The organism is Luteitalea sp. TBR-22, assembly GCF_016865485.1.
GTDB lineage: Bacteria > Acidobacteriota > Vicinamibacteria > Vicinamibacterales > Vicinamibacteraceae > Luteitalea.
In genome coordinates this window covers 1,957,679-1,970,113 of sequence record NZ_AP024452.1, presented here as the reverse complement: position 1 = coordinate 1,970,113, position 12,435 = coordinate 1,957,679, and the positions used below count along the sequence as shown (strand labels likewise).

Below are 12,435 nucleotides of genomic sequence, written 5' to 3'. Positions count from 1 at the left end.
GGCGCAAGCGCTCAGGGCGCGATGCGCAGGTCCTTCCGCGCGGTGCGGAGCGCCGCGATGCCGCGCTCGGTCACCCGCGTGCCACCGACGTAGACCCGCGTCACGCCCGCCAGCCGCTGGATCGAGGGCACCCCCTCGTCGGACACCGCCGTGCCGTAGAGGCCGAGCGTCCGGAGGTTGGCAAGCGGCGCGAGTGCCGCGACGCCGGCATCGCCGATCGCCGTCTCGCGCAGGTCGAGGTGTTCCAGGTTCGGCATCGTGGTCAGGGCCTTCAGGCCCGCGTCGGTGACCGCCGTGCGCGACAGGTCGAGCCAGACCAGATCGCGGCCCACCGCCGACAGCTTCGCCAGTTCCGCGTCGCCGAAGGCCTTGCCTGCCACCGCCGCCGTGTACTCGAGCTCGCGCTCCCCGGGCACGATCGCCCGCAGCGAGCCGGGCACGGACGCCCGCAGTGACGCGAGGGTCGCCTCGTACTCGGCGGCCTGTCGACGCTGGTGCGCCTCGATCTCCTGTCGTTCGGACTCCGGCAGGATCCGCGAGAAGGCGGCGCGCACCTCGGCCGGCGCCTTGGCCGTCCTGAGCGTGCCCGCCGCGGGCGCCCCCGCCGCCACCCACCAGGTCAGCACCGCCATCTCGTCGTCGGTCAGCGACGGCCGTCCCTTCGGCGGCATGTGCTTCTTGTCGTCGAGCGGCAGGTGTAGCCGCCTGAGGAGTTCGCTCTCGGCCGCGACGCCGGCAATCACGACGGGCCCCGACACGCCACCAGCCATCACGCCGGCGTGCGTATCCATCGCCAGATCGCCCTTGCGCTTGCCTGGGTTGTGACAGGCGGTGCAGTGCCGCTCGAGGACGCGCAGGGCGACACCGTCGAAGACCTCGCGATCGGCGATGGCCGTGCGACGTTCGAGCGATCGATCGCGCGGGATCGGCAGGCCCGCGAGCCGACGGATCGGCGTGGGCGCGTGCTCGGTCAGGTAGTCCTCGCCATGCGTCAGGCTGCCCCCGGCGTGCGCGGCGACGACCATCACCCCGCCCGTGACCAGCACGACGAGGGTCAGCAGGTGCCGGAGGGCTGTGCGGTCAGGCCGCGCGATCGCCAGTGTGTGCAGCACCAGGCACACGAACGCGCCGGTCGCCGTCGCGACGCCGGCCCACAGGTGCCGGCCGAGGAGGTCTGCGTCGTAGCCGCCTTCGTGCGACAGGCACCAGCCGGCGACCGCAGCGCCAAGGCCAGTCAACGAAGCCAGCCAGAGCACCGACGCGAGGACGCTCGGTGGGAAGTCCGGGGCGAGGCGCGCCAGCCACGGCAGGCGCGTCGCCTCGAGCAGCAGCGCAAGGATCAGCAACGCCACCGGCAGGTGCAGCACGGTGGGATGCAGCCGGCCGACGAACAGCGCCAGTTGCGGCAGGTTTGTGCCATCCCCGAGCTGCAGGAACGGCAGCGCCGCGAGCACGAGGGTGGCGGGGATCGCGACCGCGAGCGCCGTGGCGCCAAGCCGGAGCATTGTGGTGGCGGCCATCATCGCTCCCGAGGGAGCCGAAGGCAAGCTGCCGCCGGAGGGTCACCGACACACGGCGAGCGCGCGCGATCGCTGGTCGATGACCACTACGAACGACTGCAGGGCATGGGCGCCCACCAGCAGTTCCGGGTACCGCGCCGAGACGCGCACCTCGACGTCCTCGAGACTGGCCTGCCCGATCACGAACGGGCCGTGGACCGTGGAACGCCAGGCGTCCACCGTGGTGTTGGCCAGGCGCCCCTGCCCCACCGGCTCGAGGGGCGTCCCCGGGACCCGCTCGAACAGCGCGCGAGGCAGTACGAAGGCGACGTTGGCGCCGGTGTCGAGGTTCCCCTCGACCACCAGCGACCCGACCGACACCGGCACGCGAAACGGACGCTCGTAGCGCAGTGCTCCCTCCTGCGTGGGCGACAGCGCGAGGCGCCGGCTGAACGAGACCAGCCTCCGCGGGTAGTCGATCACGAGCAGGCCGTCGGCGAAGAACTCGCGCGCCACGATGCCCGAAAGGGCGGCGGCGGGAGACATGCCCCGGTTGTAGTCGCGAGTGATCACCCGCAGGTCCCGCTTCACGAGCCCGCCGACGTCGAGGACGTCGAGCGTGGTGGTGTCGGCCGCCGCGGTGGCCACGCCGTCCGAGTTCGCGACGGGCGGGCTGATGGCCAGGCCGAGGGCGGCGACGAGGCTGGCATCGGCGCGACCGAGGCCGCTGGCGCCCGTGTCGAGGGCGAAGCGGAACGGGCCACGCCCGTTGGCCATCACCTGCACGTAGATGCGCCCGTCGATGACCTCGAACGGGATCTGCATGTCGAACGCCTCTCGTGCGGCGCGGGCCGCCTCGCACGCGGGATGGTCGGCACGCGCGCCAGCCGCAGCGGCCGCCGCCGCCATCCACACCACAACCCCGACCGCACACCAGAACCCGCCGATGCCCCGCCGAACCTTGCCCACGCGCCTGCCTCCAGCCTGTAGAACGCGACACGCGAGGCGCGGTTAACAAGTGGCGCGTAGGCGTCGGGCGTGCCCGGCGCGCAGCTGCATTGGACCGAGGCTGCCCTCCGCGTCCAGCGTCCGAGTTCGATGTCAAACGTCAAACGTCAAACGTTTGACGCCGCCTATAATCGCCGCTCCACGTTCATCCGAGGTCCGATGCCAAGAATTGCCTGCCGCCTGCTGTCCCTGCTCGTCGTCGTGCTCCTCCTGCCACAGGCGCCGATGGCGCAAACACGCGCGCAGAACGACAAGGCCGCCGCCGACGCGGTCAAGAACAAGAGCCTGCCGCTCATCACCGAACGGACGCTCTCGTTCACGACGTCGGAGGCCACCTGGCTCTCGCTCGACCTCTCGCCCGACGGCAAGACGATCGTCTTCGAGCTGCTCGGCGACCTCTACACGCTGCCGATCACCGGCGGCGAGGCGACGCGCATCACCAGCGGCCAGGCCTACGACATGCAGCCGGCCTTCTCGCCCGACGGCAGCACGCTGGTGTTCATCAGCGACCGCAATGGCTCCGAGAACGTGTGGGTCGCCAACGCCGATGGCACCAAGCCGCGCGCCCTCACGACGACCGAGCGCGAGAACTACATGTCGCCGACCTGGACGCCCGACGGCGAGTACGTGATCGCGGCCAAGGGCTCGCAGCTCTGGCTCTACCACAAAGGTGGCGGCAGCGGCGTGCAGATGACCGGCGCCGGCGCGCGCCCGGCGGCGGCCGCCACGCCAGGCCCGACACCTGGCGGCCCGGCCACGCCGGCCATCCTCGGCCCGGCCTTTGGCAAGGATCCCGACTCGCTGTGGGTGAACGTCCGTGGCACGGTACGCCCGGGGCTGCCGACGCGCCTGATCGACCTCGACGAATCGCGCGCCGACTTCGACCCGCACACGCTCCGCAGCAATCCCCGCGTCGTCGGCCAGTACCAGGTCGCGCAGCTCGATCGGAAGACGGGACGCCTGCTCGTCCGCACGCACGAGCACACCGGCGCCTTCCGCCCGGTACCGAGCCCCGACGGCAAGTGGCTCGTCTACTCGACCCGTCACGATGCGCGCCAGGCGCTCAAGCTGCTCGACCTGGCTACTGGCGAGGACCGCTGGCTGCGGATGGACGTGCAGCGCGACGACAGCCAGGGCGGCGGCGCGCGCGACCGCGACGTCTACCCGAACTCCGCGTTCACGCCGGACTCGTCGGCCCTGATCACCAGCTACGACGGCAAGCTCTGGCGCGTCGCCGTGCCGAGTGGAGAGGCCGTCGAGATTCCCTTCACCGCGAAGGTCGACCAGCGCATGGGTCCGCTCGTCACCTTCGACTACAAGATCGACGATGAGAAGCTGCGCGTGTCGCAGATCCGCGGCGCGCGTCCGTCGCCCGACGGCACCCGCGTCGTCTTCACGGCGCTCGACCGCCTGTGGATCGCCGACCTGCCGCAGGGCCGCGGCACGACGAAGGAGAAGCCGGCCGACGCGGACAAGAAACCCGACGCCGAGGCTGGCACCGCGACCGGCGCCACGCCCCCCGGCCCGCCGGCGTCTGCCACGCCCGCGGCAGGAACGCCCGCTGCCACAGCGGCGGGGGGCGGCACGTCCACGGCGGTCGCGCAGGTTGCCGCCACACCACCCGCCGCACCGGTGGCCGAGGTACCCCCGGCCCCGATCCCGACGATTCGCAACGCGCGCCGCCTGACCGACGGCACCGACGTCGAGCACGGGCCCGTGTGGTCGCCCGACGGGCAGTTCATCGCGTACGTCACGTGGAACGACGAGGAAGGCGGCCACATCCGCCGCGTCCGCGCCGACGGCAGCGGACAGCCCGAACGGCTCACGTCGGCAACCGCGTTCTACGACCGCATCGCGTACTCGAAGGACGGCTTGCGGCTCATCGGCGTGCGCGGCTCGAGGATGCACCGCCTGCGCACGCTCGAGGACTTCGGCAACCACAGCGGCGCTGCGGAGCTGGAGTACGTCTGGCTGCCGGCGACGGGTGGCGCCGTCACCCGCATCGCGTGGGCCGGCGGCGGCTCGACGCAGGAAGGTCGCGAGGCGCCGCACGTCGGTCCGGATCCCGACCGCATCTATGTGTGGGCCGGCTCGGAGGGACTGGTGTCGATGCGCTACGACGGCACCGACATCACGACCGTCGTCAAGGTCACCGCGCCCGCGCCACCGCCGCTGCCCGACGCGCCGCCTGGACCGCCGCCGACGCCCGACGAGGTCGTCCTGTCGCCCGACGGCACGCGCGCGCTCGTCCGCGCCAACCGCAACGTCTACATGATCACGGTACCGCCCGTCACCGGGACTGCCCCGACCGTGTCAGCGGCCTCTTCCTCGTCGGTGCCGACCTGGCGCGTGACCAAGGTCGGCGGCGACTTCATCGGCTGGACCGCCGACAGCACGCGCGCGTACTTCTCGATCGGCCGCAGCTTCTTCCTGCACGACATCGCGATGCAGGCCGAGGTCGACCTCGCCAACCGCGTCAAGGCCGAGACCGAGGCCGAGCGGGCCGCCGCCACTGGCACGGCGCCCGCAGCCGCTGCGCCAGCGCCCGGGCCAGCGCCCGCTGCGACGCCCGCGTCCGACAAGGCCGCCGACGCCAAGCCGGCCGCGCCGCCCAAGCCGCCGACAATCGAGTACCAGCCGCATCGCGTCGACGTCGAGCTCATCGTCGACAAGGACAAGCCGAAGGGCGTGATCGCGCTGCGCAACGCACGCCTGATCACGATGAAGGGCGACGAGGTGATCGCGCGTGGCGACATCGTGATCACCGACAACCGGATCACGGCGATCGGCCCGCGCGGCAAGGTCGCAATTCCGGCGGGCGCCGTCGTGCGCGACCTGGCCGGCAAGACGGTCATGCCCGGGCTCGTGGACATCCACGCGCACACGTGGGTGGCGTGGGGCGTGCACCGCAACCAGGTGTCGCAGTTCCTCGCGCAGCTGGCCTTCGGCGTCACCACGCAGCGCGACCCGCAGACCTCGTCGGAGGACGCGCTGACGTACCAGGACCTGATGGACACGGGCCAGCTGATCGGGCCGCGCCTCTACTCGACCGGCCCCGGCATCTTCGCCGCCGACAACATCCGCAGCCTCGAGGACGCGCGCGACGCGCTCCGGCGGTACTCGGATCACTACAACACCAAGACGATCAAGCAGTACCTGGTCGGCGACCGCAAGGTGCGGCAGTGGGTGATCATGGCCGCGAAGGAACTCGGGCTCACGCCGACCACCGAGGGCGGCTCGAACTTCACGATGAACCTGACGCTCATGCAGGACGGCTACTCCGGCCTCGAGCACTCGCTGCCCATCAGCCCGTTCTTCACCGACGTCGTCAAGCTCGGCGCCGGCAGCGGCATCACGTACACGCCGACGCTGATCGTGAGCTATGGCGGCCCGATCGGCCGTCAGCACTACCTGACCAACGGGACGACGCTGGATGCAGACCCGAGGCTGCGTCGCTTCACGCCGCACGAGGAACTCGACAGCTGGCGCAACACCGACTGGCACCGCGAGGACCAGTACGTGTTCCCGCTGCATGCCAGGCAGCTCGCGAAGTGGACCGAGGGTGGCGGCAAGGTCGGCCTCGGCTCGCACGGCGAGGTGCAGGGCATGGGCGTGCACTGGGAGTTGTGGATGATGGCCTCGGGCGGCATGACGCCGCACCGCGTGCTGCGCGCCGCGACCATCGACAGCGCCAGCGCGATCGGCTTCGGCAAGGAACTCGGCTCCCTCGAGGTCGGCAAGCTCGCCGACCTGCTCGTGCTCGACGCCAACCCGCTCGACGACATCAAGAACACCTTCAAGCTCGCTGAGGTGATGAAGAACGGCCGCCTGTACGACGCGGCGACGCTCGACGAAACGTACCCGCGCAGGAAGGCACTCGGCCCGCAGTGGTGGTGGAAGCTGGAACCGCCTGCCCCGGCGTCCGCGACGGCCTCGGGCCAGGCGTCGGCGCCGGCTGCCGCGAAGACACGGACGGGCGGCAAGTAGCTCGGGGCCCCTCGACATGCGCACGAACGTCCACGTGAGCCGACGGTCCGCCAGAGCCATCGTCGCGATGCTCGCCTGCGTGGTGAGCGGCGCGCTGCTGTCGACGTCACAGGCGATGCACGCACAGGAGCGCGTGCCCGAGTCGATCGTCGAGCGCCTCGTGGCGACGACGTGCGACAAGCGGGTCGTGCTCCTCGGCGAACTCCCCAGCCACGGCGAGGCACACGCCTTCGACGTCAAGGCGCGCCTCGTCGATCGGCTGATCGCGCAGTGCGGCTTCACCGCCGTGCTCTTCGAGGCGCCGATGTACGACTTCGTCGGATTGGCGCGGGCGATCGAGGCGCGTACCGCCACGCCGGAGCAACTCGACGAGGCCATCGGGCGCTTCTGGTGGACGCGCGAGCTGGGGACCTGGCGCCGGTCGCTGTTCGATGCGGCCACGGCCAGGCGCGTGACGCTCGGCGGACTCGACGACCAGGTGAGCATCACGTCCCGCTATGCCCGCGCGACGCTGCCCGGCCTGGTCGCGTCTGCGTCGCCGGAACCGCGCGCCGCGGAGTGTCGCGAGGTCGTCGACAGGCACCTGCGCTGGACGTACGACGCCGCGCACCCCTTCGACGAGGCCGAGAAGCAGCGATTGCAGCAGTGTTCACGCAACGCCGCCGATACGGCCACGAGTCGTGGCGCCTTCGACGCCTCGGACCGCGCGATGCTGGAGAGCTTCGCCCGCTACGCCGCTCGGCAGCGGAGCGACGGGACGACCGGCCGCGACGCGTCGATGTTCCGCGCGCTGGAGTGGCACCTCACGCGCCTCCCCGCCAACAGCCGCGTCGTCGTGTGGACGGCGACCGTGCATGCCGCCAAGCAGCGTGGCACGTGGCCCGAGCCGCCACTCGGCGCGCTGGCGGTCGAGCGCTGGGGCGATCGCGTCGCGGCCATCGGGTTCACCGCCGCGGCTGGCGCCTCGGCGATGGCGGGACGGCCGGCACGCCCGCTTGCCGCGGCGCCGCCGGAGTCGCTCGAAGCGACGGCAACGCGCGACACGCCGTGGGCGCTGCTCGATGCACCCGCCCTGCGTCGCCTCGGGTCGGTGCCCTCACGCCTGCTGGGCGCTGTCGGGTCGGACACCTGGGCGGACTCCTTCGATGCGGTCGTCGTCATCGGCCAGGAAGTCGCGCCGACGTTCGACCCGTGGAAGTGACGTCAGCGCGCGTCCGGACCTGATGCCTGCAGCTGCCCGCCGCGTACGGTGGCGCCGACGACGATTGCGGCCGCGACGAGCACGAGGTTCTTGATGATGTACTGGCCCTCGAGGGTGGGGGCGTAGGGGAAGGCGCGGAACGTCTCGGCCGGAAACAGCAGGAGCGGCGTCAGGGTGCCTGGCATCTGGGCGAACAGGAGCAGCAGCGTCGTCCTGAGGTACCGGCCCGTGAGCAGGCCCAGTCCGATCAGCGACTCCCACGCGGCCAGCACGGGCAGGCTCACGGCTGGCGGAACGACGCCGAACGTCAGGTGCTCGATGGTCCGCGTCGCCAGGTCGGCAGCCGGACTCCAGGTCGGCACGAACTTGATGATGCCGAACCACAGGAACACCACGCCCAGCGCGACTCTGGTCAGGGTGATGCCGTGGCGGGCCATCCAGTGCGTGATGCGGATGTCGATCGGGTCGAGTCGGGCAGGCAGGTTCATCGTGGAAGCCACATGGAGGTGCCGTAAGCGGTCAGCATACCGGCGCCGCCAGCGAGACGGCGTCGGTGCGTGTCAGGTCTCGAGCCTCAGCCGGATGCTCAGGTAGATGGCCAGGACCGTCTGGCCGACCAGGCCGGCGCTCCATGCCAGCGACAACGGCGCCGACTCGAACTGCAGCACCAATGCCGCGAGGAACCACAACGCGATCGGCAGCGATCGCACCAGGCCGCTCTCGATGGCAAACCAGCCGGTCCCGGCCGATGCGAGCACCGGGATCCAGAACGTCAGCATCCAGACGTCGAAGAGCCACGCCATCCCTGCGCTCCTGTCCCCGTGACCACCATAGGGCCGCCGCGGCGCCCAGGACGATGCAGCCTCACGCCGCGTCGCCGCTTGCGCAGATCGTCGAGGGGCAGCCGTTGCGCCGTGTCAGCGAGCGATCGTGCCCGTGAGTTGGCGCTGGTACTCGGCCGCGTCGAAGTGGCCCTCCGACGTCAGAATCAGCCCGCTGGACCCGAAGGTCCACCGCTCGTGGCCGCTCAGGCGCACCGACCTCCCGGTGCCGCCGGGTCCCGTGTTGGTGCCGGTCCAGATCCAGTGGAACACCGTCGTTCCCTCCTCCTCGTGCAGGGACTCCAGGCGAACCGTCATGTCGGGGAACGCCTCCATGTACGCGCGCGCCGTCGCGACGATGGCCGGTCGCCCGACCGACGGCGAGCCGTTCACCACGAGCGAGCCATTCTCCTCGTAGAACGCTCCGAAGGCCACGGGATCCTTCCCGCTCCATGCGGCGGCATAGCGGATGGCAAAGCTGGTGCGATCGCTGTGCGACACGGGCGCCGCCTCGTAGGCGCGCTCGAGTTCAGCCACGTCGAGCTTCGCCATCGTCATCATGGCGGCCATCACGGCCTTGACTTTCGTGGCGTCCCTGTCGCGAATCAGCTCCATGAAGCGCCGGGGCACGATCTGCCAGGAGAGGCCGAACGGGTCCTTGATCCAGCCGCACGCGGTCGGCGTGGCCCCGGCGTTGACGAGCGCGTCCCAGTACCTGTCGACCTCGGCCTGGTCTTCGCAGTCGACAAAGAGCGAGAAGCCTTCGGAGAACGCGAAGTACGGGCCGCCGTTGTAGCCCATGAAAACCTGCCCGCCGACGACGAACTCCGCCGAGGTGACCGGGCCGTCCTCGCCGGTGCGGGCGATGTTCCTGACCTCGGAGTCGGGGAACGTGGCGGTGTAGAACGCGATGGCCGCCTCGAGTTGGTCGTTGAACATCAGGAACGGCGTCACCTTGCTCATCGGAGATTCTCCTCCTACTGCTGCAGTGCCATCGCCCGGCGGATGAACGCCAGCACTTCCGGGAATGCGGCGCGCCCGGGTCCGATCACGTCGAAGTGGTTGCCGTTGGTCACCGGCAGGACCACCACCGTGTCGCCGGCCGCACGGCCGCGCGCCTCATGGCGTCGCGCATCCTCGTGCGTGAGCACCGCAGCCGCGACGAGGTACTGCGGCACGCGAAGCGGGAGCATCTCCTGGGGCGACGCGTCGCGATACCGCGCTGGCTGCTCGGCCGGTGTACCGCCCATGAGCGGCGCGATGACCGGTTTGCCGCAGATGTCGGCGTCGCGGCCGACGAGTCCACCCACGTCCGCGGGGCCGTCGATCGCGACGGCTGCAGCCACCTTGAGTGGGTTCGGGCCGCGAATCGGGCTCTCGGCGGGGAGGACGGCTCGGCCAGCACTCCACAACGCCAGGTGCGCGCCGGCCGAGTGCCCGATCACGGTGACCCGCGCCAGATCGATCGGGTATGTCTCGGCGAGGGTGCGCAGGTAATCGACGCCGGCGCCGACGTCGAGAAAGGTGCCGGGCCATCCGGCGCCGGGGTCACCCACCTGCCGATACTCGATGTTCCAGGTCGCCACGCCGGCGTCAGTGAGCGCCGAGGCCAGCGGCGCCGTGTTCTTCAGCGTGGCGAATCCCACGGTCCAGCAGCCGCCGTGAATGACGACGGCCACCGGGAACGGGCCGGTACCTGACGGCATCCGGAGCTCGCCGAACGCCAGTTCGTGACTGCCATAGCGCGCGATTCGAGTCGGCGCGCTGCTCGGCAACGCATCGACGTCGCGCGGACCGAAGCCCCTTTGCGCACTCACCGTAGTCGCGGCGAGGAGGCACGCGACGACCGCATGGGACCAACAGGGGGTAGCGCGTGGTGTCTGCATCAGCAACTCCTGGCGCCTGACGTTCGCGCCCGCGTGTATCGGCGCAGCATGACCCCATCCATGGCGACCACGATGTCCGGAGTCCGATCGCCGCCCCCCGCAGCAATCACGGCGCCAACCGCCCCCGGAGAGAGGCAGTGTCGGTCGAGCTGCCTGCATCGGCCCGAATCGGCTGCGAACCGGCCGGGGAACCTGCTCCGCTCGTGCGGATCAGCTGGAATGCCACGCATGATGCCACAGGCGCAGGCTGGTCAGCCCGTGACTCCAGGGATGGTGTCCTCCGCGGTCCAATGTGTCGTGGTCAGGCCCCGACAAGGGACTTGGAGAGATAGCGTGCGCCGTGAACGGGGTTCGGACGATACGCGGGTATGTCGCGGAAGCCGAACTGCTCGTAGAGCCGTTGCGCCTCGGTCATCGAGGGCAGGGTGTCGAGGACGACCTCGGTGTAGCCGATGACGACGGCCTGGGAGAGAACGGCCGAAACAAGAGCCCGGCCGACGCCAAGGCCCCGACCAGAGGGACGAACGAAGAGCCGCTTCATCTCTCCCCGCGGCCACCCGGCCTCCTGCAGGGCGACGCAGCCGACGGCCGTACCCGCATGGGTGGCGAGCAGCAGGCGGCCTCTGGGCGGAGCGTAGGCACCCGGAAGGCCGCGGACCTCGGCCTCGAAGCCTTGAAACCGGAGATCGACCCCAAGAAGGGCGTGGTACTCGAGCATGAGCGCTCGAACAGTGGCGATCTCTTCGGAAGTCGAAGCCTGCGAAATGTCGAGCATGGATGTCCGTGTCGCCTTGCCGTTACCGAATCAGCCGAACGGTGTGAGCGATGCGCGGCGCGTTGGCTGTGTACCCGGCGGTCAGGCCGTATGTGGTCCACGCGAGGTGCCTGCTGGCTCTACTTGATGAGCGGCGCCCGCAACAGGATTCAGCGAACATCACTCGAACCGACACCAGCCAGGTACGGAAGAATCTCCCTGGAATAGTACGGCTCCTCCGTGCCCCAGAAGATGTAGTCCAGCCGCAGCCGTGCCGTCGCGAAGGCGTACAGCTCCGCCACTGTCACGCGTTTCCCCGTGGCGGGATTGATCCCCCGAGATTGCCATCCTGCACAGCGACCCCGGCCGGAGTGTGGCGCCCCCGTGCCGCGATGAGCGGGTAGCTATGGTTCTGCTGACCCTTGCGGTACGGAAGCAGATCGGGCCCGCCGACGCCCACCCCGATGCGATCAGCCCAGGCGTAGACTGCTCGGAGATAGCCGCGGTCCGTCCAGGGGAGCCACTCCCCCGGCATGAAGTTGGCATACTGGATCACGCACGAGCGCGGAAACGCACGGCGCGCCCCCGTCATGGTGGCCTTGACGCCTTCGACATAGTTCTCGTAGGTGAATCCCCTGGGATGGAGTTTCCCGCTCTCGCCGAAGCCCACGGACGTCTCGGCGAGGTTCACGCCTTCGATCCGTCCATCGACTTTCGTGCCGAGCACCTCGAGCAGCCTGATGAAGCGCGCGCGCACGGCCGGGTCCCATCGTCGCGCCACCCAGCCGTCGAAGCGGGCCCCGGACTCGTCGTCTCCTTCGTACTCGTACTTGCGCGCGGCACCGCCCCCGAAGGCCGGGTCCGTGCGAAGGTAGTCGGGGACCACTGGCTCCTCGGAGAACAACACGTCCTGCAGTTGCACGAAGAGCCGCTTGCCGCGCGCCTCGAGGAACGCGAGGTCGTCGAGCAACGGTTGGACTTGGTACCGATCCCGCTCGGGCTCGAGTTCACGCCACGTGTACTTGAGCTGGGCTCCGACGATGTGCGGGTGCTCGAGGAAGGCGCGCTCCGAGATTCGCTGCCGCTCGCGTCCGAAGAAGATGAAGTTCCTGGGCGCCGCCGGGCCATCACCACTCTCGGCCTTCATCCCGTCCTCAGGCCACGCGAGCACGCTCACGACTGCCGCCACAAATGCCCTTCGCGAAGGGTCCATCTCGTGCTCCACCCGGCCGCATGGAATGACGCTGGAGGCGTTCCCCGTCAGCTCCAGTTCCAAGCC

General features: G+C 70.2%; 10 protein-coding genes. 2 read left to right on the top strand and 8 right to left on the bottom strand.

Translation table 11 applies throughout. From position 1 onward, the window contains the following. Positions 1–11 precede the first annotated feature (11 nt). Complete coding sequence (locus tag TBR22_RS08030) at positions 12–1,520, bottom strand: c-type cytochrome domain-containing protein (protein WP_239492450.1); 1,509 nt, start codon at positions 1,518–1,520, stop codon at positions 12–14. A 42-nt stretch (positions 1,521–1,562) separates the two neighbouring features. After that, a complete protein-coding gene (locus tag TBR22_RS08025) occupies positions 1,563–2,468 on the bottom strand; it encodes an aspartyl protease family protein (protein ID WP_239492449.1) in 906 nt (301 codons plus the stop codon). Between the two features lie 198 nt (positions 2,469–2,666). On the opposite strand from TBR22_RS08025, the gene TBR22_RS08020 reads away from it, so the two are divergent. Both TBR22_RS08020 and TBR22_RS08015 read left to right on the top strand, forming a co-directional pair. Beyond that, on the top strand, positions 2,667–6,494 hold the full coding sequence (locus TBR22_RS08020; protein WP_239492448.1) for an amidohydrolase family protein: 3,828 nt from the start codon (positions 2,667–2,669) through the stop codon (positions 6,492–6,494). A gap of 34 nt (positions 6,495–6,528) precedes the next feature. Then, the gene (locus tag TBR22_RS08015) at positions 6,529–7,695 is read left to right on the top strand and encodes an erythromycin esterase family protein (RefSeq protein ID WP_239492447.1); all 1,167 of its coding nucleotides are present in this window, start codon (positions 6,529–6,531) and stop codon (positions 7,693–7,695) included. A 2-nt stretch (positions 7,696–7,697) separates the two neighbouring features. On the opposite strand, the gene TBR22_RS08010 is transcribed toward TBR22_RS08015, so the two are convergent. From TBR22_RS08010 to TBR22_RS07985, 6 genes are all read right to left on the bottom strand, one after another. Then, the gene (locus TBR22_RS08010; protein WP_239492446.1) at positions 7,698–8,183 is read right to left on the bottom strand and encodes a DoxX family membrane protein; all 486 of its coding nucleotides are present in this window, start codon (positions 8,181–8,183) and stop codon (positions 7,698–7,700) included. 72 nt (positions 8,184–8,255) lie between these two features. Further along, positions 8,256–8,498, bottom strand: a complete 243-nt coding sequence (locus tag TBR22_RS08005) for a hypothetical protein (RefSeq protein ID WP_239492445.1) — start codon at positions 8,496–8,498, stop codon at positions 8,256–8,258. A gap of 114 nt (positions 8,499–8,612) precedes the next feature. After that, positions 8,613–9,479: a VOC family protein gene (locus tag TBR22_RS08000; protein ID WP_239492444.1), complete on the bottom strand. Its 867-nt coding sequence runs from the start codon at positions 9,477–9,479 to the stop codon at positions 8,613–8,615. A 14-nt stretch (positions 9,480–9,493) separates the two neighbouring features. Beyond that, positions 9,494–10,333: an alpha/beta hydrolase gene (locus TBR22_RS07995; protein WP_239492443.1), complete on the bottom strand. Its 840-nt coding sequence runs from the start codon at positions 10,331–10,333 to the stop codon at positions 9,494–9,496. Positions 10,334–10,703: 370 nt separating this feature from the next. After that, positions 10,704–11,177 carry a GNAT family N-acetyltransferase gene (locus TBR22_RS07990; protein WP_239492442.1) on the bottom strand — a complete coding sequence of 158 codons (474 nt, stop codon included), beginning with the start codon at positions 11,175–11,177 and terminating at the stop codon, positions 10,704–10,706. A 283-nt stretch (positions 11,178–11,460) separates the two neighbouring features. Continuing rightward, on the bottom strand, positions 11,461–12,432 hold the full coding sequence (locus tag TBR22_RS07985) for a hypothetical protein (RefSeq protein WP_239492441.1): 972 nt from the start codon (positions 12,430–12,432) through the stop codon (positions 11,461–11,463). Positions 12,433–12,435 lie beyond the last annotated feature (3 nt).

Excerpts from the sequence above, each read along its gene's own strand:
- TBR22_RS08030 (WP_239492450.1), bottom strand. The coding sequence starts at position 1,520 with ATGGCCGCCACCACAATGCTCCGGCTTGGCGCCACGGCGCTCGCGGTC.
- TBR22_RS08020 (WP_239492448.1), top strand. The coding sequence starts at position 2,667 with ATGCCAAGAATTGCCTGCCGCCTGCTGTCCCTGCTCGTCGTCGTGCTC.
- TBR22_RS08010 (WP_239492446.1), bottom strand. The coding sequence starts at position 8,183 with ATGAACCTGCCTGCCCGACTCGACCCGATCGACATCCGCATCACGCAC.
- TBR22_RS08005 (WP_239492445.1), bottom strand. The coding sequence starts at position 8,498 with ATGGCGTGGCTCTTCGACGTCTGGATGCTGACGTTCTGGATCCCGGTG.
- TBR22_RS08000 (WP_239492444.1), bottom strand. The coding sequence starts at position 9,479 with ATGAGCAAGGTGACGCCGTTCCTGATGTTCAACGACCAACTCGAGGCG.
- TBR22_RS07990 (WP_239492442.1), bottom strand. The coding sequence starts at position 11,177 with ATGCTCGACATTTCGCAGGCTTCGACTTCCGAAGAGATCGCCACTGTT.